At 71.4% G+C, this 19,185-nt stretch carries 16 protein-coding genes; 6 read left to right on the top strand and 10 right to left on the bottom strand.

Going from position 1 to position 19,185, the window contains the following annotated elements:
• Positions 1–122: 122 nt before the first annotated feature.
• A complete protein-coding gene (locus tag ABT004_RS30970) occupies positions 123–1,697 on the bottom strand; it encodes an amidohydrolase (protein WP_351343264.1) in 1,575 nt (524 codons plus the stop codon).
• A gap of 391 nt (positions 1,698–2,088) precedes the next feature.
• Positions 2,089–3,558: an APC family permease gene (locus ABT004_RS30965; protein ID WP_351343262.1), complete on the bottom strand. Its 1,470-nt coding sequence runs from the start codon at positions 3,556–3,558 to the stop codon at positions 2,089–2,091.
• 150 nt (positions 3,559–3,708) lie between these two features.
• On the opposite strand from ABT004_RS30965, the gene ABT004_RS30960 reads away from it, so the two are divergent.
• Positions 3,709–4,317 carry a TetR/AcrR family transcriptional regulator gene (locus ABT004_RS30960; protein ID WP_351343261.1) on the top strand — a complete coding sequence of 203 codons (609 nt, stop codon included), beginning with the start codon at positions 3,709–3,711 and terminating at the stop codon, positions 4,315–4,317.
• A 49-nt stretch (positions 4,318–4,366) separates the two neighbouring features.
• Here the strand turns inward: ABT004_RS30960 and ABT004_RS30955 are convergent, their stop codons facing one another.
• Positions 4,367–7,387, bottom strand: a complete 3,021-nt coding sequence (locus ABT004_RS30955; protein WP_351343259.1) for a bifunctional [glutamine synthetase] adenylyltransferase/[glutamine synthetase]-adenylyl-L-tyrosine phosphorylase — start codon at positions 7,385–7,387, stop codon at positions 4,367–4,369.
• A gap of 130 nt (positions 7,388–7,517) precedes the next feature.
• On the opposite strand from ABT004_RS30955, the gene ABT004_RS30950 reads away from it, so the two are divergent.
• Both ABT004_RS30950 and ABT004_RS30945 read left to right on the top strand, forming a co-directional pair.
• Positions 7,518–8,045 carry a pyridoxamine 5'-phosphate oxidase family protein gene (locus tag ABT004_RS30950; RefSeq protein WP_351343266.1) on the top strand — a complete coding sequence of 176 codons (528 nt, stop codon included), beginning with the start codon at positions 7,518–7,520 and terminating at the stop codon, positions 8,043–8,045.
• A gap of 64 nt (positions 8,046–8,109) precedes the next feature.
• Positions 8,110–8,526 (top strand): VOC family protein, encoded by a 417-nt coding sequence (locus ABT004_RS30945; RefSeq protein ID WP_351343257.1) that lies wholly within the window; start codon positions 8,110–8,112, stop codon positions 8,524–8,526.
• Positions 8,527–8,529: 3 nt separating this feature from the next.
• On the opposite strand, the gene ABT004_RS30940 is transcribed toward ABT004_RS30945, so the two are convergent.
• The 3 genes from ABT004_RS30940 to glnA2 all read right to left on the bottom strand — a co-directional run bounded on the left by ABT004_RS30940 (position 8,530) and on the right by glnA2 (position 11,048).
• On the bottom strand, positions 8,530–8,745 hold the full coding sequence (locus ABT004_RS30940) for a hypothetical protein (RefSeq protein WP_351343255.1): 216 nt from the start codon (positions 8,743–8,745) through the stop codon (positions 8,530–8,532).
• On the bottom strand, positions 8,742–9,422 hold the full coding sequence (locus ABT004_RS30935; protein ID WP_451193608.1) for a restriction endonuclease: 681 nt from the start codon (positions 9,420–9,422) through the stop codon (positions 8,742–8,744). The genes ABT004_RS30940 and ABT004_RS30935 overlap by 4 nt, the downstream gene beginning before the upstream one ends.
• Positions 9,423–9,686: 264 nt before the next feature.
• Complete coding sequence (gene glnA2, locus ABT004_RS30930; RefSeq protein WP_351343251.1) at positions 9,687–11,048, bottom strand: gamma-glutamylpolyamine synthetase GlnA2; 1,362 nt, start codon at positions 11,046–11,048, stop codon at positions 9,687–9,689.
• Between the two features lie 435 nt (positions 11,049–11,483).
• Here glnA2 and ABT004_RS30925 point away from each other — a divergent pair, with 435 nt between their 5' ends.
• From ABT004_RS30925 to ABT004_RS30915, 3 genes are all read left to right on the top strand, one after another.
• Positions 11,484–13,415 carry a S53 family peptidase gene (locus tag ABT004_RS30925; protein ID WP_351343249.1) on the top strand — a complete coding sequence of 644 codons (1,932 nt, stop codon included), beginning with the start codon at positions 11,484–11,486 and terminating at the stop codon, positions 13,413–13,415.
• Positions 13,416–13,533: 118 nt separating this feature from the next.
• Complete coding sequence (locus ABT004_RS30920) at positions 13,534–14,001, top strand: DUF6153 family protein (protein ID WP_351343247.1); 468 nt, start codon at positions 13,534–13,536, stop codon at positions 13,999–14,001.
• A 69-nt stretch (positions 14,002–14,070) separates the two neighbouring features.
• Positions 14,071–15,675 (top strand): multicopper oxidase family protein, encoded by a 1,605-nt coding sequence (locus tag ABT004_RS30915; RefSeq protein WP_351343245.1) that lies wholly within the window; start codon positions 14,071–14,073, stop codon positions 15,673–15,675.
• A 48-nt stretch (positions 15,676–15,723) separates the two neighbouring features.
• Here the strand turns inward: ABT004_RS30915 and ABT004_RS30910 are convergent, their stop codons facing one another.
• The 4 genes from ABT004_RS30910 to ABT004_RS30895 all read right to left on the bottom strand — a co-directional run bounded on the left by ABT004_RS30910 (position 15,724) and on the right by ABT004_RS30895 (position 18,933).
• Complete coding sequence (locus ABT004_RS30910) at positions 15,724–16,149, bottom strand: type II toxin-antitoxin system VapC family toxin (protein ID WP_351343243.1); 426 nt, start codon at positions 16,147–16,149, stop codon at positions 15,724–15,726.
• Positions 16,146–16,415, bottom strand: coding sequence for a type II toxin-antitoxin system Phd/YefM family antitoxin (locus ABT004_RS30905; RefSeq protein WP_351343241.1), 270 nt, complete (start codon positions 16,413–16,415; stop codon positions 16,146–16,148). Before ABT004_RS30905 ends, ABT004_RS30910 begins: the two co-directional genes overlap by 4 nt.
• Before the next feature lie 142 nt (positions 16,416–16,557).
• Positions 16,558–17,778 (bottom strand): MFS transporter, encoded by a 1,221-nt coding sequence (locus ABT004_RS30900; RefSeq protein ID WP_351343239.1) that lies wholly within the window; start codon positions 17,776–17,778, stop codon positions 16,558–16,560.
• Positions 17,779–17,913: 135 nt separating this feature from the next.
• Positions 17,914–18,933: an endonuclease/exonuclease/phosphatase family protein gene (locus tag ABT004_RS30895; protein WP_351343237.1), complete on the bottom strand. Its 1,020-nt coding sequence runs from the start codon at positions 18,931–18,933 to the stop codon at positions 17,914–17,916.
• Positions 18,934–19,185: the final 252 nt, after the last annotated feature.

The raw sequence follows: 19,185 nt of genomic DNA, 5'->3' as shown, positions 1-19,185 counted from the left end.
GCGGGCCTGGTCGGGGGCGCTGCCGTACGCGCGGCCGCGTCTGGTGACCCGCCAACTGATGCCGATCAAGGCGTAGGCCTGACGGCTCGGGGGCGGCACCGTACGGTGCCGCCCCTTCCGTCTCAAGCGCCGCGGTGCGTGATCCGGCCGTCCGTCACGGTGAGGACGACGGGGGCCTCGGCGACCTCGTCGGCGGGGGCCGTGACCGGGTCGAGGCCGAACACGGTGAGGTCGGCGCGCATCCCGACCGCGATCCGGCCGCCCTCCGCCGCGTGCCCCGCGGCGATCGCGGCGTGCGAGGTGACACCCTCCAGCGCCTCGAGCCCGGTGAGCCCCTGCGCGGGGCCCGCCGCTCCCTCCGGCACCCGCGCCATGGCGAGCACCTGCCGGCCGTCGTAGTGGGCGATCGGCCAGTCGGAGCCGAGCGCGAGCACGGCGCCCGCGTCCCGCAGGTCACGGGTGCGCCAGGCGCGGGCGGCGCGCGCGTCACCGAGCCGCTTGGACCACTCGTCGCTGTGGTCACCCTTCGTGTACGCGGTGTGCGGCGGCTGCATCGACGCGGCGACGCCGAGCGCGGCGAACCGCGGGATCGTGTCGTCGGGCACGGACTCGATGTGCTCGATCCGGTGCGCGTTCCGGCCGCTCGCCCCGAGCGCCTCGATGGTGTCGAGGGCGTGCCGGACGGCGGCGTCGCCGATGGCGTGCGTCGCGGTGCGCACGCCGGCCGCGTGCAGATGACGTACGGCCGCGCTGTACGCCGCCGGGTCCGGCCAGAACGCGTCCGTCCCCTGCCCGTGGCAGTCGGCGTGCTCCAGCCAGGCGGTGCCGCCCTCGACGGTGCCGTCCATGAAGAACTTGACGCCACCGACCCGCCAGCGGCGCCCCGCCCGCTTCTGCAGTTCCACCAGCTCGTCGAGCCCGGCCCGGTCCACGCCCGGCATGCACCAGGGCGAGACGGTGAGCCGCAGCGGCAGATCGGTGTCCTCCTCCACGGCGGCGAGCAGGTCGAGCCCCGAGCCGTCCATGACGTGGGCCCCGGTGAGACCGGTGGCGGCCATGGTGCCCAGCAGCTCGACGAGTCCTGCCCGGCGGTCCTGGGCCGAGGCCCGGGGCGCGACCTCGTACACGAGGTCCATGGCGGCGTGCTCGACGAGGTATCCGGTGGGCCGCCCGTCGCCGTCGCAGACGATCTCGGCCCGCTGGTCGAAGGAGCGCGGCCCGGTGACCTTCGCGGCGTCGAGGGCGGCGCCGGTGACCAGCGCGGAGTGGCCGTCGTACAGGCGCAGGAAGGCGGGTGCGCCGCCGAGCACGTCCTCGATGAGTTCGCGGTGGACGGTCCGCCCCTCGAAGGCGTTGTGGTCGAGCCCCCACCCGACGACCCAGCCCTTGAGCCGTTCGGCTGTGCGCAGGGCGGCGCGGAGTCCGTTTAGGTCGGTCACGCCGCTGAGGTCGACGCCGGTCGCCATTTCCAGGCCCCAGACGGGGTGGCTGTGGGAGTCGACGAGGCCGGGCACGACGTGGGCGTCCGCCAGGTCGAGCCGTTCGGTGTGCGGCCCGGTCCAGTCCCGGACGAGGTCGTCCGTGTCACCGACCGCCACGATGCGGCCTCCGGCCAGAGCCAGGGCGGTTGCCCTCGGCTGGGTGGGGTCGAGTGTGCGGATGTGGGTGTTGGTGAGGAGGAGGTCGGCGGATGGCATCGGTGCGGTTCACTCCGTTTCGGGTCGTCTCGGTCGTGTCGGTGTGTGCGGTGCTGCTGTGGTCCGGTTTGCGCTCCGCGCCCCCACCGGCACCGGCTCCCGCCCTGGGGCTCCGCCCCAGACCCCGCTGCTCAATCGCCGCAGGGGCTTGATTGGCTCGCCCGCCCACATCCAGCCCCTGCGGCGATTGAGCAGGCCTTTCCAGCCCGCCGGCGTCTGAGGCGACTTTCAAGCCCCGCCAGCGTTTGAGGCGTGGGGTGCGGGGCGGAGCCCCGATCTTTCCAGCCCCGCCGGCGATTGAGGCGCGGGGTCCGGGGCGGAGCCCCGATCTTTCCAGCCCCGCCGGCGATTGAGGCGCGGGGTGCGGGGCGGAGCCCCGGGGCGGGAGCTGTTACTGGCCGAAGCGGGCGTACGTGGCCGGGCGGGAACGGCGTAGGCGCCATGCCAATCCCAGGCCCAGCACGAAGACCGCCGGGGCGACCGCCAGCAGGATCCAGTTGACCAGCGGAGACGCCCCCGTGAAGAGGTCGATGTGCGTGGCGACCAGGGCGATCGCCACCGCCAGGAGCAGCGTCGCGGCGACCGGCGCCACGACCGTCCGCACCACCCCCTCCTCGTGCGTGATCCGCCGGAAGAAGAACGGGACGGCGAGCGCCGCGAGGAGCTGGAGGGCCATCAGGCCCAGCATCCCGGGGGTGTTGACCCACAGGAGGAGCTGGTCGTACGGGTCCGCGCCCGCCGCCCAGAACCCGAGCACGACGACCGCGCCGAGCACCGTCTGCGCGAGCCCGGCGACGTAGGGGGAACGGTGCTTGGGGTGGATGCGGGCGACGGCCCGCGGCAGGACACCCTCGTCGGCGAGAGCGAGCGCGTACCGGTTGATCGCGTTGTGGAAGGCGAGGAGCGAGGCGATGACGCTGGTGACGATGAAGATGTGCATCAGGTCCGCCGCCCAGCCGCCGACGAAGGTGGTGATCGCGGTGAAGAAGAGGTTCGCCGGGTCGTCGCCCGCGGCCTTGACGACGGCCGCGTCGCCGAAGGACTGGATGGCGATCCAGACGGTGAAGGCGTAGAAGAGGCCGAGGAAGGCGACCGCGATGTACGTGGCGCGCGGCACCGTACGGTCCGGGTCGCGGGCCTCGCGCCGGTAGATGACGGTCGACTCGAAGCCGGTGAACGCGGCGAACGCGAAGGCGAGGACGGCGGCCGTGCCGGGCACGAGGACGTTGCCGGGCGCGAAGGAGGCCGCGGACAGGCCGTGCGCGCCGCCCTTGAGGAGCACGCCGCCCGCGAGCAGGAGCAGGATGCCCGTCTCCGCGACCAGCAGCACGCCGAGCACCTTCGCGCCGAAGTCGATCGAGCGGAAACCGCCGTACCAGATCAGGACCAGGCCCACGAGGGAGACCGGGAGCCAGGGCACGTCCGTGCCGAACAGGGCGTGGACGGTGTCCTGCGTGGCGGAGCCGAGGAGCCCGTAGACGCCGATCTCCATGCCGTTGTAGCCGACCATCGCGAGCAGCGCCGCCCCGATTCCGGCCGGTTTGCCGAGGCCCTGCGCGATGTACGAGTAGAAGGCGCCGCCGCCGCTGACGTGGCGGCTCATCGCGGTGAAGCCGACGGCGAAGACCGCGAGGGTGATGCCGGCGAGCAGGTACCCGGCGGGCGCTCCGACGCCGCCGAGAGCGATGGCGATGGGCGCGACGCCCGCCATGACGGTGAGCGGGGCGGCGGCGGAGATCACGAAGAACGCGATGTCGGAGGTGCCGAGGGTGCCGGTGCGCAGGCTGGGCGACGCGCTCGGCGGTGCGGTCCCGGTCTGCGTCTTGTTCTGCGTCTTCGTCTTTGAAGAGGTCTCGGGCATGCGGAAGGAAGCCCTTCTGGCGGCGGCAGGCCCGCACTGCGGACGGGCGTAAATCTAAAGGCTTTTGGTTTCCGCAATGTAGCCTCCCGTTGGGCATACGGGAAGACCCGATTTTCCGCAGCCGACTGTGACCACTGAGGAGGAACCGGAATGGGGCGGCCGCGCACATCCCTCCTCGACCGGGAGCGGATCACCACGGCGGCGCTCGCCGTCGTCGACGAGCACGGCGAGTTCAGCGTCCCGCAGGTGGCGCGCAGCCTGGGCGTGCAGACCGGCTCGCTCTACCACCACGTGGACGGCCGGGACGGCATAGTGGAGCTGCTGCGCGAGCGGATCTGCTCCGCGATCGACGAGACACCGCTGACCTCGGGCCTCCCGTGGGACGAGGGGATCGCCGGGTGGGCCCGCTCCTACCGCGCCGCGTTCGCCGCGCACCCCAAGGCGATCCCGCTCCTGACGACCCACCCGGTGCGGGCTCCCCGGGTCCTCGCGCAGTACGAGCTGGGGGTGGCGCTACTGCTCGACGCCGGGTTCGCGCTGCCGGACGTGATGCCGGTGATCATCGCCCTGGACAACCTGGTGCTCGGCTCGGCGCTCGACATGGCGGCGCCCGACACCATGTGGGAGCCGACGGAGGAGGGGCGGACCCCGCTGCTCGAACGGGCCCTGGCCGCCGGGCCCGAGAGCCGTACGGACGCGGCGTTCGAGCTGGCGCTCACCGGGTTCGTCGCGCGCTGCCGGGTGCTGCTCGACGCGTAGGGCTGCCTGACACGTAGGGCTGCTCGGGCTTGATTCGGCACCGGCCGCGTCACCCGCCGTAGAAGCGCTCCTCCATCACGGCGCGTGCGCGGCGCGTGGTGCGGCGGTAGTCGTCCAGCATGTCGCCCACGTGCCCGGGGTCGTACCCCAAGTAGCGTCCCACGGCGCCGAGTTCACGCCCGTCCGAGGGGAACGTGTCGCCCGGCCTGCCGCGCACCAGCATCACCGCGTTGCGCACGCGCGTGGCGAGGACCCACGCCTCGTCGAGGATCGCCGCCTCCTCGGCGGGGATCAGCTCGGCGGCGCACGCGGCGGCGAGGGCCTCGCGGGTGCGGGTGGTGCGCAGGCCCGGTTCCGCCCAGCCGTGCCTGAGCTGAAGCAGCTGCACCGTCCACTCGACGTCCGACAGGCCCCCGCGGCCCAGCTTCGTGTGGAGCGTGGGGTCGGCGCCGCGCGGCAGCCGCTCCGACTCCATGCGGGCCTTGAGGCGGCGGATCTCCAGTACGGCATCGTCGCCGAGGCCTTCGGCTGGATAGCGCAGCGGGTCGACCAGATCGACGAACGCGCGGCTCAACTCCTCGTCACCTGCGACGGGTTGGGCCCGCAGCAGCGCCTGCGACTCCCACACCAGGGACCAACGGCGGTAGTACGCCGCGTAGGACTTGAGCGTGCGCACCAGCGGGCCGGACTTGCCCTCGGGGCGCAGGTCCGCGTCGATGAGCAGCGGCGGATCGGCGCTCGGCAAGGCGAGGAGTCGGCGCATCTCGGAGACGACCTTGTTGGCGGCCCGCGCGGCCTCCTGGTCGTCGACGCCCTCACGGGGCTCGTGCACGAACAGCACGTCGGCGTCGGAGCCGTAACTCAGCTCGTGCCCGCCGAAGCGGCCCATGGCGATGATGGCGAAGCGGGTCGGCAGGGTGTCGCCCCAGCCGTCACGGACCACGGCCCGCAAGGTCCCGCCGAGCGCGGCGGCCGTCAAGTCCGATACGGCGGAGCCCACTTGGTCCACCAGGGCGCCCTGGTCGGCGACGGCGGGGGTGTCCTCGGTGCCGTACGAGGCGATGATGTCGGCGGCAGCCGTGCGCAGCAGCTCGCGGCGGCGCACCGCGCGCGCCGAGGCGACGGCCTGCTCGGCACCGTCCGCCCGCCGTACCGCCGCGACCGCCTCCTGCTCCAACTGGGCGTGTCCGCGCGGCTCCAGGCCCCGCTCGTCGCCGAGCAGCGCCACCGATTCGGGGGCGCGCATCAGGAGGTCGGGGGCGAGGCGGCCGGCCGACAGGATCCGGGCGAGGTTCTCCGCGGCCGCGCCCTCGTCGCGCAGCAGCCGCAGGTACCAGGGTGTTTTGCCCAACGCGTCGGACACCTTGCGGAAGTTGAGCAGCCCCGCGTCCGGGTCGGCGGAATCCGCGAACCAGCCGAGCAGCACCGGCAGCAGCGTCCGCTGGATGGCGGCCTTGCGGCTGACCCCGGAGGCCAGCGCCTCCAGGTGGCGCATCGCGGCGCTCGGGTCGGCGTAGCCGAGTGCGACGAGGCGCTCGCGGGCCGCGTCGGCGCGCAACCTGGTCTCACCCGGGGCGAGTTGGGCGACGGCGTCGAGCAGCGGCCGGTAGAACAGCTTCTCGTGCAGGCGGCGGACGACGGACGTGTGCCGCCTCCAGGCCCGCTTGAGGTCCGTGATGGGTTCCGTGCGCATGCCCATCGAGCGGCCGATGCGGCGCAGGTCGGCATCGCCCTCGGGCACCATGTGGGTGCGCCGCAACTTGTAGAGCTGGATGCGGTGTTCGAGCGTGCGCAGGAACCGGTAGGCGTCGTCGAGCTGCACGGAGTCGACCCGGCCCACGTATCCGCCGTCGGCGAGCGCGGCGAGCGCCTTCAGGGTCGTCCCGCTGCGCAGCGCGGTGTCCGCGCGCCCGTGCACCAACTGCAGCAGCTGCACGGCGAATTCGACGTCGCGCAGGCCGCCGGGCCCGAGCTTCAGCTCGCGGTCCACGTCACCGACGGGGATGTTCGCCACGACCCGCTTGCGCATCTTCTGTACGTCGGGCACGAAGTTGTCCCGCTCGGACACCTGCCACACCATCGGCGACACGGCGGCGACGTACTCCTCGCCGAGGTCCGGGTCGCCCGCGACCGGGCGGGCCTTGAGCAGCGCCTGGAACTCCCAGGTCTTGGCCCAGCGCTGGTAGTAGGCGAGATGCGAGGACAGCGTCCTGACGAGCGGCCCGTTGCGCCCCTCGGGGCGCAGATTGGCGTCGACGGGCCAGATGGTGCCCTCGACGGTCGTGTCGGAGCAGATCCGCATCATGTGCGAGGCGAGCCGGGTGGCGGCCTGGATGGCCTTGCCCTCGTCGGCGGACCCGTCGGCGGGCTCCCCGACGAAAATGACGTCGACATCGGAGATGTAATTCAGCTCATGGCCACCGCACTTGCCCATCGCGATCACGGCGAGCCGGCACAGCGCTGCGTCGGCGGGGGACGCTGTGCGGGCGATGGCGAGGGCCGCGCGCAGCGTCGCCGTCGCCAGGTCGGCGAGTTCGGCGGCGGTCTCGGTGATGTCGGTCGTGCCGCACACGTCGCGGGCGGCGATGGACAGCAGGCAGCGCCGGTAGGCGACGCGCAGCGACGACTCGTCGGTGGCGTCGGCGAGCCCCCGCTCGAACTCCTCGACGCCGGGGTGCAGATCGCCCGCCTCGTACGTGACCAGGGCCCGCCAGTCCTTCGAGTGCCGGGCGAGGTGGTCGGCCAGCGCCTCGGAGGAACCGAGGACGCCGAGCAGCCGGTCGCGCAGCGGCTTCGCCGCGACGAGCGTGTCGAGCAGCTCGCGCCGCGCCGTCTCGTCCTCCTGGGCCTCGACCAGCCTGACGAGGCCGAGGAGTGCCAGGTCCGGGTCGGCGGCGGCGCCGAGCGCGTCCAGGAGCAGCGGGTCGGAGCGCACGGCGGACAGGGCGGGGTCGTCGAGCAGTCGCTCGGCGGTGGACGGATCGGTGAAGCCGAGTCGCAGCAGCCGGGTGAAGGTGCTGCTTCTGCGGCCGCCCGTCCACCGTCCCCCTTCGTGCGGCACCGACATCATCGCCCGGCCTCCTGTTCGATCAACGGTGGCCTTGAGCCTACTGCCCTCCGGGCTGCACCGATGAGTTGTGCGGCCGCGGCAGGTCCCCACCTGTGTACGCGTGGCCACGTACGACGAAGGGACGCCCTCGATGCCGCACCACACCCGCCCCGACACCCCGCGCACGTCGATCGACCCGCGCTACAGCTCCCCCGGCGCCGAACCCACCCCGTGGGCGGCGGCCGAACGGCTGCTGACCGGCGCCGAGCTGTTCTGGATCTCCACGGTGCGCCCCGGCGGCCGCCCGCACGTCACGCCCCTCCTCGCCGTCTGGCTGGACGGATCCCTGCACTTCACCTCCGGTGACCGCGAACGCAAGTCGCTCAACCTCGCGGAGAACCCGGAGGTCGTCCTCACCACTGGCACGAACGCCTGGGCGGCGGGCTTCGACGTGGTGGTCGAGGGGCGGGCGACGCGGGTCACGGAAGCGGAGCGCCTGCACGCCCTCGCCAAGGCCTGGGAGGAGAAGTACGGCCCGGCCTGGCACTTCGAGGTCCGCGCCGACGGCGCGTTCCAGGGCCAGGAGGGGCCGTCCCTGGTCTACGCGGTGCCGCCGCGCACGGTCTTCGGCTTCGGCAAGGGCGAGAAGTTCACGCAGACCCGCTGGCAATTCGAATGACCACCCGAACGACCACCCGGCACCACCGGCCCGGAACCACCGATTCGCCCCTACGTTTACCTCCATGGACATGACCCTGGAAGTAATCCCCCTCCCGGTCTCCGACATCGACCGCGCGAAGGCCTTCTACGTCGACAAGGCCGGCTTCCACTGCGACGTCGACCGCGAGGTGATGCCGGGCGCCCGCGTCGTCCAGCTCACCCCGCCGGGCTCCGGCTGCTCGATCGCCCTCACCACCGGCCTCCCGAGCCCGACGGGCACGGCGGCCCCCGGCACGTACCACGGCCTGCAACTGGTCGTCAGCGACATCAAGACGGCCCACGAAGAACTCCGCGCCCGCGGCCTGGACGTCTCGGAACCGATCCAGTACGGCCCCGACGACGGCGGCACTTTCATGCACTTCACGGACCCGGACGGCAACGGCTGGGCCATCCAGGAATACCACAAGCGCTCCGCTGTGCCGTTGCGGGACGCGTTGTAGGCCTCACGGGCCGGCGGAGGCCGAGATGCTCTGCACGACGTTGCCCAGAACGGCGATAATCGCCTGTCCGAACCCGGTCGGCGCGATGAGCACACCGAGCACCAGCACGATGAACACGTTCGTCCACTGGCTGGCCTTGCTCTGGAACCGACCCAGCCGGCCTATGCGGAAGTAGACGATCACGGCCAGCAGCAACGCCACGTTGAGCGTCAGGATCACTTGGCCCAACTCCCCTTCTGGTCAGGATCGTGCCTCGGTCGCCGTGGTGGCGGGATGCGATCGAGAAGTTCCCAGAGCGGCCGGGATCCTGCGGCCCACTCGCCCAGTACGCGCCGGTCGACGAGGTGGATGCGGTGCTCCCGGCCCCACGGGACCGCCTTCGAGGAGAACCGCCCGTTGGTGAGCACGACCGCGACATCCGCCCCGTGGACCTGCCGGGCCGTGCCGTTGACCTGTTGCAGCACCCCCACGCCGACGGCCGAGCCACGGTCCCCGTCGCGGCGGTGCTTGCACTGGACCGCCCAGATTCGACCGGCCGGGTCGGTGGCCCGTACGTCGCAGGCGTCGTCACCGGCGCCACCGATCCGCTCGGCCGCACAGCCGTCCCGGCGCATCAGGTCCCGGACGGCGAACTCGAACGCCCGGTGATCCAGCGCGTCCATCTCCGCTATGCGCAGCCGTAGCGACCGCGCGCGGACCCGCTGCCACTCGGCCCGCTGCCGGCCCCGCTGGAGCCAGAAGCCGCCCACGGCCGAGGCGAGCGCGACGATGAGGACGAGCAGCCACCAGTGCCCGAGCAGCCATCGCACAGCGGCCATCACCACACCGACCGCCACGACGACACCACCGCCCAGGAGGGCGATCCGCTCGTCCCGCTTCCTGGAGCGACGCCTCACCCGCCGACGAGCCGTACGCCGTGCCGGGCGCCGCCCGCTCACCCGACGCCCGCCCCGTACCCCCATGACCGAACTCCCCCTCAGATCAGCTGCGTTGATGCACCCGCTCTGGTCATATGACAGCACACGCCACTGACACGACGTAAGGACGCGATTACTCAGAGCGGTACCGTTTCGGCCAGCACGGCAGACAGCCGAGAGGGCCCACGGTCATCGACCGTGGGCCCTCTCGGGGAAACGAGCGGAAACCGCTCTGACCTACGCCTACAGCACCGGCAAGTTCTTCCTCAGCTCGAACGCCGTGACCTCCGAGCGGTACTCCTCCCACTCCTGCTTCTTGTTCCGGAGGAAGAAGTCGTAGACGTGCTCGCCCAGCGTTTCCGCGACCAGTTCCGAGCGTTCCATCAGGGTGATCGCCTCGCCGAGGTTCTGTGGGAGGGGCTCGATGCCCATCGCGCGGCGTTCCGCGTCGGAGAGGGCCCAGACGTCGTCGTCGGCGCCCGGAGGGAGTTCGTAGCCCTCTTCGATGCCCTTCAAGCCCGCCGCCAGGAGGACCGCGTACGTGAGGTACGGGTTGGCGCCCGAGTCGATGGAGCGGACCTCGACGCGGGCCGAGCCCGTCTTGCCGGGCTTGTACATCGGGACGCGGATGAGGGCCGAGCGGTTGTTGTGGCCCCAGCAGATGTAGGACGGGGCCTCGCCGCCGGCGCCGGCGGTGCGCTCGGAGCCGCCCCAGATCCGCTTGTAGGAATTGACCCACTGGTTGGTGACGGCCGAGATCTCCGCGGCGTGCTTCAGCAGGCCCGCGATGAAGGAGCGGCCGACCTTGGAGAGCTGGTACTCGGCGCCCGACTCGTAGAACGCGTTCCGGTCGCCCTCGAAGAGGGAGAGGTGCGTGTGCATTCCGCTGCCCGGGTGTTCCGAGAACGGCTTCGGCATGAAGGTGGCCTGGACGCCCTGCTCCAGCGCCACCTGCTTCATGACCAGGCGGAACGTCATGATGTTGTCCGCCGTGGAGAGCGCGTCGGCGTAGCGGAGGTCGATCTCCTGCTGGCCGGGAGCGCCCTCGTGGTGGGAGAACTCGACCGAGATACCCATCGACTCCAGCATGGTGATCGCCTGGCGGCGGAAGTCCATGCCCACGTTCTGCGGGGTGTGGTCGAAGTAGCCGGAGGTGTCGGCGGGCACCGGGCGGGTGCCGTCCAGCGGCTTGTCCTTGAGCAGGAAGAACTCGATCTCGGGGTGGGTGTAGAACGTGAAGCCGAGGTCGGAGGTCTTGGCCAGGGCCCGCTTCAGGACGTAGCGCGGGTCGGCGAAGGACGGCGAACCGTCGGGCATCAGGATGTCGCAGAACATGCGCGCCGTGCCGGGGGCCTCCGCGCGCCACGGCAGGACCTGGAACGTGCCCGGGTCCGGCTTGGCGATCATGTCGGACTCGTAGACCCGGGCGAAGCCCTCGATCGCCGAGCCGTCGAAGCCGATGCCCTCGTCAAACGCCTGTTCCAGCTCGGCCGGGGCCACGGCCACCGACTTCAGGAAGCCCAGCACGTCCGTGAACCACAGACGTACGAACCGGATGTCGCGCTCCTCCAGGGTACGGAGCACGAACTCCTGCTGCTTGTCCATCTCTCGCTTCCACCCATCCTTGCTGGTCAGGCCTACTGCTCCCATGCCGTCCAGAGGGCCTGGACACATCCCACCACACGCCGGTTTCCTGCGCGTTGCCGACCTTGATCGTCTCTGCTCGGCCGGCAATGTGTTCATAGTGCCTGTCGACCCCCTCAGGGTCATAGTGCCCGCCCTGCGCCCACCGTGTGGACGCAGTGCCCCGATGACCGCCGACGGCTCTGCACAACAGGCTGCACCGCCGCCCCCGATGCGCCCAAATCGGCCCATCCCGACCGGAGTTGAGCCGACTTGACGTCTTCTTGATCGTCCCATTTCCCCCGCGTGAACGGTTGTTGGCAAGAGTGGGCCTTTCTGCGTGTGCATTACACATGCGCCGCAGCACCGTGCTCTCCGCACCTCAGCACCTGAGCACCTCTACGCAGGGGGTTCCGTATGAGATCCAATCGCGGCGCACGCCGCACCCGGGCGGGCCTGAGCCTCGCGGCCACCCTTCCGCTGCTGGCCGGCGCCCTCGCGCTCGCCGCCCCGGCCCACGCCCAGCCGAACCGCGACACGCTCTCCGGCACCAGGCCGCTGTGGGCCACCGGCTCCGCCGACAAGGGCGACACGGCCGACGGCGGCAAGGTCACCTCGCGCGTCTACCTGGCCGGCCGGGACGCCAAGGGCCTCGCCGCGTACGCGAAGGCCGTGGCCGACCCGTCGTCCGGGCAGTACCAGAAGTATCTGAGCGCCAAGGAGGCGCGCGGCCGCTTCGGGGCGACGAAGGAGCAGATAGCCGAGGTCACGGCCTGGCTGAAGTCCTCGGGCCTCACCGTGACCGGTTCCACCGCGCACTACCTCTCCGTGTCGGGCGACGTGGCCGCCACCGAGAAGGCCTTCGGCACGCAACTGCACGACTACAAGAAGGGCGGGCACACCTACCGCGCCCCGTCCGCCGCCGCGTCCGTGCCCGCTTCCCTCGACGGCGCCGTGCTCACGGTCACCGGGCTCGACAGCGCCCCGCACAAGGCGACGAAGCAGGACCAGTTGCCGCCGCCGAGCGCCGTGTTCCGCAATGCCGGACCGTTCTCCACGTACTACGGGTCGAAGACCGCCACCACGCTCCCGGACGCGTACGGCGGCAAGATCCCGTACGCCCCGAAGGGCTACACCGGCAAGCAGCTGCGTGCCGCGTACGGCGCGGGGAAGGCGACCGGCAAGGGAGTCAAGGTCGCGATCACCGACGCGTACGCCTCGCCGACCATCGCCAAGGACGCGGCGACGTACGCGAAGAAGCACGGGGACGCGGCGTACAACACCCGGCAGTTGAAGCAGGTGCTGCCGAAGAAGTACACGAAGACCGAGGAGTGCGACGCGGCCGGCTGGTACGGCGAGGAGACCCTCGACGTCGAGGCCGTGCACGCCACGGCCCCGGCCGCCGACATCACGTACGTGGGCGCGGCCTCCTGCTACGACGACGATCTGCTCGACTCGCTCGGCAAGGTCGTCGACAACCACCTGGCCGACATCGTCTCCAACTCGTGGGGCGACATCGAGGCCAACCAGACGCCCGAGCTGGCCGCCGCGTACGACCAGGTGTTCCAGCTGGGCGCCGTCGAGGGCATCGGCTTCTACTTCTCCTCCGGCGACAACGGCGACAACGTCGCGTCGACGGGTACGAAGCAGGTCGACACGCCCGCCAACTCGGCGTGGGTGACGGCCGTCGGCGGCACCTCCCTCGCGGTCGGCAAGGGCGACAAGTACCAGTGGGAGACCGGCTGGGGCACGCTGAAGTCCAACTTGGCGGCGGACAGCAAGAGTTGGACCGACTTCCCGGGCGCCTACACCTCGGGCGCGGGCGGCGGCACCAGCAAGACGGTCGCGCAGCCCGACTACCAGAAGGGCGTCGTGCCGGACGCGCTGGCCGGTGCCAACGGCGGCAAGAACCGCGTCGTCCCGGACATCTCTGCCATCGCCGACCCGAACACCGGCTTCCTGGTGGGTCAGACGCAGACCCTGCCCGACGGCTCGCAGGCCTACGACGAGTACCGGATCGGCGGCACCTCGCTCGCCGCGCCGGTCGTCGCGGGTGTGCAGGCGCTCGCGCAGCAGACGGGCGGCGGCAAGCCGCTCGGCTTCGCGAACCCGGCGATCTACGACCGGTACGGCACGGCGAAGTACCACGACGTGGTCGACAGGCCCACCGGCAAGGACCTCGCCGTGGTCCGCGTCGACTACGCCAACAGTTACGACTCCTCCGAGGGCCTGCTCACGTCTGTGCGCAGCCTCGGCAAGGACGCCTCCCTGAAGGCCGTCAGGGGCTACGACGACGTGACGGGGGTCGGCTCGCCGGCTCCGGGTTACGTGCGCTCGTACCGCCGCTGACCTCCAGGACACCCCGGCGGCGGGTGGGCGCTCACCCGCCGCCGGGGCTCAGGACTCCATAGGGAGACCGCAGGGAGGCCGCGCCTCACCGGATACCGGGTGGGGGTAGGGTGCGGGCATGGCGAGGACGCGAAGCGGCACCGGGCGGTGGCAGCGGATGCTGCTGTTCGCGGCGCTGCTCCTCGGGGTCGTCGGGATGCATACGTTGGGCCATCCGACGGGGCACGCGGCGGATCACACGTCAGGTCACACGGCGGACGCGGCGCCCATGTCCGTGTCCACGTCCATGTCCATGTCCATGTCCATGCCCATGCCCGCCGCGTCGGCGCACGCGGCGCCCCACCACGCGCCCGCCGTGCACGAGCACGCCCCCGACTCCCCCGGCCACGGCGGCATGGACCCGCTGAACGTGTGCCTCGCGGTGCTCGGTTCGCTCACGCTGCTGTTGCTGACGGCGGCGGTGCTGCGCCCGTTGCTCACGGCGGTGGCGCCGAGGCCGCACGCCCGCGGCCTCGCCTTCGCCCAGCGCCCGAACCCTCCCCCGCCCCGAAGACTCCTCTCTCGACTGTCGGTACTGCGCATTTAGGCCTGCGCGCGATTTCGCACGCCTGAATTCACCCTCATCGCAGCTTCATCGACAGCGAGGTACACACGCATGCGCAAGGAAACTCCGCGCACCCCTACTCGACGCACCCTGCTCGGCGCGGCGATCGCCGTGGCCGGCACGGGAACGCTGGCGGCCTGCTCCTCCGGGACGACCGGAACGAACGACGCCGCCGCACCGCGCGGCTACGTCGACCCGGCCGGCAAGGAGGTCGCCGCCGCCGAGAAGAGGCGCGGCGCCGGCGGCCGGGTCCGCGAGGTCCGGCTCACGGCCGCCGCGACCCCGCTCGACCTGGGCGAACGCACCGTCAAGTCCTGGTCGTACGGCGGCGATCTGCCCGGCAAGGAGGTCAGGGTCACGGCCGGCGACACGCTCGACCTCACCCTCGCCAACCACCTCCCCGAACCCACGTCGATGCACTGGCACGGCATCGCGCTGCGCAACGACATGGACGGCGTACCGGACCTGACCCAGAAGTCCGTCGCGCCGGGCGCCGACTTCACGTACCGCTTCAAGGTCGCGCACCCGGGCACGTACTGGTTCCACCCGCACTCGGGCACCCAGCAGGACCGCGGCCTGTACGCGCCGCTGATCGTGGAGGACCCGAAGGAGCCGCTCTCCTACGACAAGGAGTGGGTGGTCGTCCTCGACGACTGGGTCGACGGGGTGGCCGGCTCGACGCCGGACGCGGTACTCAAGGAGCTCCGCAAGGGGATGGACCACGGGGGCGGAGGCATGGAGAACGGGGGCATGGACCACGGCGCGCACGGCATGTCGATGTCGATGGACTCCGGGGAGACGTCCTCCCCCTCCGCGGACAGCCCCTCCCGCATGATGATGGGCGCGAAGAGCGAGCTGCTCGGCGGCGACGCGGGTGACGTGAAGTACCCGCACTACCTCGTCAACGGCCGTACGCCGGGAGCCCCTTCGTCCTTCGAAGCCCACCCCGGCGACCGCGTCCGGATCCGGTTCATCAACGCGGGCGGCGACACGGCGTTCCGCGTCGCGCTCGGCGGCCACGAGATGACGGTGACGCACACGGACGGGTTCCCGGTGCGGCACGCGAAGACGGACTCGCTGCTGCTCGGGATGGGCGAGCGGTACGACGTGCTGGTCACGGCGGGCGACGGGGTGTTCCCGCTGACGGCTCTGGCGGAGGGCAAGAAGGCGTCGGGGATGGCGGTGCTGCGTACGGGTTCGGGTGCGACGCCGGCCGCTTCGGCCCGCCCCAAGGAGTTGGACGGCCGCCTGCTGACGGCGGACAAGCTCCGCGCGGACGACTCGGTCGCGCTGGAGTCCCGTAAGCCGGATCGCACCATCAAGCTCCAGCTGACCGGCGGGATGGCCAAGTACGACTGGGCGTTCAACAAGAAGCCGTACGACGCGGATCAGCGTTACCCGGTGCGGGCGGGTGAACGGGTCCGCCTGGTCTTCGCCAACTCGACGTCGATGTGGCACCCGGTCCACCTGCACGGCCACACGTTCTCCCTGGCGAACGCGGCGGGCGGCCCCCGCAAGGACACCGCGATCGTCCTCCCGAACGCCACGGTGACGGCCGACTTCGACGCGGACAACCCCGGCCTGTGGATGGTCCACTGCCACAACGTGTACCACTCGGAGGCGGGGATGATGACGGTGCTGGGGTACCGGGGCTGACCACCGCCTGTGGGGGTGCCAGGGTGCGGCACCCCCACAGGGCCGGGCTCAATCTCCTTCGCACTCAAAGGGGTTGACGATGTCGACGCCGGTGCGGGCCATGTCCTTGACGTTGCGCGTGGCGAGCGTCATGCCGTGCACCCGCGCCGTGGCCGCCAGGTAGCAGTCGGCGACCGCCAGCGGTCCGCGCTCCCCTTGGAAACGGCCCCACACCTCCGCGATCTCCCCGGTCACGGGCAGCACCCGCTCGCCGAACCCGCGCAGTACACCGCTCAGCCAGACGTCCAGCGCCTCGGCCTGGGCGAGATCCCGACGGCGCATCAGCTCCACCCCACGCCGCATTTCACCGACAGCCACCACGCTGGTGAAGAGGTCGTCCGAGCGCTGCGCTTCGTACCAGGCGATCGCCTGGGGGGAGGGGCGGGGTCTGCGCAGTTCCGAGACCGTGTTCGTGTCGAGCAGATAGGTCGTCACTCGTCGTCCCCCCAGACCGGGGCACCCGGGAAGTCCCGGCTGCCCACGATCCCTTCCATGATCTCGGCGAACTCCTCGGACTCGGGTCCCCGCAACAGGTACTCCTTGAAGTCCTGCTCCTCCCCCTTGAGCTTCCGGTACTCCCTTATGTCCAGCACGACCGCGAACTCCTCCCCATGCCGGGTGACGATCTGCGGACCGTCGGCAATGGCATGCCGGAGCACTTCGCTGAACTTCTGCTTCGCTTCCTGAACCTGCCAGCGCATCGCCGCCCCCTCTGTCCTGTCTGTCTAGACGGTCACTCAGTACAACGGTACCCAGGCTGAACCGTCACGCATCCGGACCAGCGCGCGGAAGCCCACAGGGGCGCACCCCCGAAGCGCGGCCGCGCCCTCAGTTGCGTACGCCTCAGTGTCGTACGGAGGACTCCGCCGGCTCCGGAACATGCGAGGCCACCAACCGCCCCGGTGTCGCCGCACCCCGACCCCGGTCCACCGCGTACGCGACCGACGCGACGCCCACTCCGAGTACGGCGAGGGCCGCGCCGGTGAGCGCCGGGGACGTCGCCCCGAAGCCCGCGGCGAGCGCGAGGCCGCCGATCCAGGCGCCGCCGGCGTTGGCCAGGTTGAAGGCCGCCTGGTTCGCGGACGAGGCGAGGGAGGGGGCCGCGGAGGCCTTCTCCATCACGATCAGCTGGAGCGGGGAGCCCGTCGTGAACGCCGCCATGCCGAGGAGGAAGACCGCGAGCGCCGCACTCCACTCCGTACGCATCAGGAGCGGGAAGAGGGACAGGACCACGACCAGCGACAGCAGGCCGCCGAAGAGTGTGCGACGCAGGGAGTGGTCCGCGAGGCGGCCGCCCATGAGGTTGCCGATGGTGGCGCCGACGCCGAAGAGGGCGAGGAGGAGGGTGACGGACGCGTCCGCGAAGCCCGCCGCGTCCGTGAGCATCGGCGTGACGTAGCTGTACGCCGCGAAGAGCGCACCGAAGCCGGCGACCGTCGTGCCGAGCGCGAGCCAGACCGGGAGGGACTTCAGGGCGCGCAGCTCGCCGCGCAGACCGGCGGCGGCCGCAGCGTGCCCGTGGTCCGCGGGGACCAGCGCAAGGAGCGCCGCGATCGCGACGAGCCCGATCGCGCTGACCGCGAGGAACGTGGCGCGCCAGCCGAGCTGCTGCCCCATCGCCGTCGCGGCGGGCACGCCGACGACGTTGGCGATGGTCAGGCCGAGGAACATGAGCGAGACCGAGCGGGCCTTGCGTTCTGGCGCGACGAGGGACGTCGCCACCACCGCGCCGACACCGAAGAACGCCCCGTGCGGCAGTCCGCTGACGAAGCGGGCGAGCATGAGCGAGTGGTAGTCGGGGGCCGCCGCCGAGACCGCGTTGCCGACGACGAACAGCGCCATCAGGCCAACGAGGACACGGCGGCGCGGCATCCGCGCGGTGACCGCGGCGAGCAGCGGCGCGCCGATGACCACGCCGAGCGCGTACGCGGAGACGAGGTGTCCGGCGTCCGGGATCGATATGTGCAGGTCGTCGGCGACGTTGGGCAGCAGGCCCATGATGACGAACTCGGTCGTGCCGATGCCGAAGGCACCCGCGGCGAGCGCGAGCAGGGCGAGGGGCATGAAGGAACTTTCGGGTAGCGACGGCGTGAGTGTGGCCTACGTAAGTTTACGTGCGGAACAAAGTCTCGCCCGCCGACTATTCCGCGATCGTTCCGTGAGGTTAAGACGCCGTGACGAGTGGTGGACCGTCTGCCGTCACACGTCGACCTTCGCCGCGATCGGCAGATGGTCGCTCCCGGTCCTCGGCAACGTCCACGACGTGACCGGTTCCACACCCTTGACCATGATCTGGTCGATGCGCGCCATCGGGAACGCGGCCGGCCAGCTGAACCCGAAGCCGCTGCCCGCCGCGCCCTGCGTGGAGCGCATCTGGGCGGTGACGCCGTGCAGGGCGCGGTCGTTCATGGTGCCGTTCAGGTCGCCGAGGAGGACGACCTTGCCCAGCGGCTCGTCGGTGATCGCCTCGCCGAGCGCGTCCGCGCTCCGGTCGCGCTGGCTGGCGGTGAACCCGGAGTCGAGCTTCACGCGCACCGACGGCAGGTGGGCGACGTACACCGCGACCTTGCCCTGCGGCGTCGCGACGGTCGTGCGCAGCGCCCGCGTCCAGCCCAGCTTGATGTCGACGGACTGGGTGCCGGCGAGCGGGTACTTGCTCCACAGCCCGACGGTGCCCTTGACCGCGTGGTACGGGTAGGCCTTCCCGAGCGTCTCCCGGTACGTCGGCAGCGCCTGCGCCGTCACCTCCTCCAGGGCGATGACCTGCGCGCCGGACGCGGCGACGTCCTTCGCGGTGCCGACCGGGTCGGCGTTCTCCGCGTTGACGTTGTGCGTGACGACGGTCAGGTCGCCGCCGCTGCCCGTCTTGTCGGTGAGCAGCCCGCCGAACAGGTTGAACCAGACGATCGCCGGGGCCAGCACCGCGATCACCGCGGTCGCCGACTTCCGTACGAGGCCCAGGACGAGCAGCACCGGAATGAAGACGCCCAGCCAGGGCAGGAACGTCTCGGTCAGGGAACCGAGGTTGCCGACGGTGTTGGGGATCTGCGCGTGCAGCACCATGACGAGCGCGAGCAGGATCGCGAGCACCGCGAGGACGATGCCGCGCACCCAGTAGCCGCGGTCGGCCAGGGGGCGGCCGCCCTGACGTGGGAGTCCGGCTCCCGGTCCGGCGGCTCCGGGTCCGCTGCCCTCGCCGCCCTTGTACGTCTGCGCCATGCCGTCGTCGCCTCACTGCCTGCCGTGCCCGCTGCCCTCGCCCCAAACCCTAGGCGATGAGCAGCGGCTTTCTGTCCACTGTGGACGTACGCGGTGGGGCCCTGGGTTCCCACTCTTAAGCCCCTGCCCTTCAAGCCCCTGGGGCGATTGAGCAGATCTTTTAAGCTCCTGCGGCGATTGAGCAGCGGGGTCCGGGGCGGAGCCCCGGGGTTCGGCCCGGGAGCCGCGGGGGGGGACGGCCCAGGGGCGGGA

Source organism: Streptomyces sp. NPDC002790, from assembly GCF_040295505.1.
Lineage (GTDB): Bacteria > Actinomycetota > Actinomycetes > Streptomycetales > Streptomycetaceae > Streptomyces.
Note: the sequence above shows the minus strand (reverse complement) of the source record. Positions and strands in the feature narration are given on the sequence as shown.

Coding starts and splice junctions, on each gene's coding strand:
- ABT004_RS30970 (WP_351343264.1), bottom strand. CDS start 1,697: ATGCCATCCGCCGACCTCCTCCTCACCAACACCCACATCCGCACACTC.
- ABT004_RS30965 (WP_351343262.1), bottom strand. CDS start 3,558: ATGCCCGAGACCTCTTCAAAGACGAAGACGCAGAACAAGACGCAGACC.
- ABT004_RS30960 (WP_351343261.1), top strand. CDS start 3,709: ATGGGGCGGCCGCGCACATCCCTCCTCGACCGGGAGCGGATCACCACG.
- ABT004_RS30955 (WP_351343259.1), bottom strand. CDS start 7,387: ATGATGTCGGTGCCGCACGAAGGGGGACGGTGGACGGGCGGCCGCAGA.
- ABT004_RS30950 (WP_351343266.1), top strand. CDS start 7,518: ATGCCGCACCACACCCGCCCCGACACCCCGCGCACGTCGATCGACCCG.
- ABT004_RS30945 (WP_351343257.1), top strand. CDS start 8,110: ATGGACATGACCCTGGAAGTAATCCCCCTCCCGGTCTCCGACATCGAC.
- glnA2 (WP_351343251.1), bottom strand. CDS start 11,048: ATGGACAAGCAGCAGGAGTTCGTGCTCCGTACCCTGGAGGAGCGCGAC.
- ABT004_RS30925 (WP_351343249.1), top strand. CDS start 11,484: ATGAGATCCAATCGCGGCGCACGCCGCACCCGGGCGGGCCTGAGCCTC.
- ABT004_RS30920 (WP_351343247.1), top strand. CDS start 13,534: ATGGCGAGGACGCGAAGCGGCACCGGGCGGTGGCAGCGGATGCTGCTG.
- ABT004_RS30915 (WP_351343245.1), top strand. CDS start 14,071: ATGCGCAAGGAAACTCCGCGCACCCCTACTCGACGCACCCTGCTCGGC.
- ABT004_RS30905 (WP_351343241.1), bottom strand. CDS start 16,415: ATGCGCTGGCAGGTTCAGGAAGCGAAGCAGAAGTTCAGCGAAGTGCTC.
- ABT004_RS30900 (WP_351343239.1), bottom strand. CDS start 17,778: ATGCCCCTCGCCCTGCTCGCGCTCGCCGCGGGTGCCTTCGGCATCGGC.
- ABT004_RS30895 (WP_351343237.1), bottom strand. CDS start 18,933: ATGGCGCAGACGTACAAGGGCGGCGAGGGCAGCGGACCCGGAGCCGCC.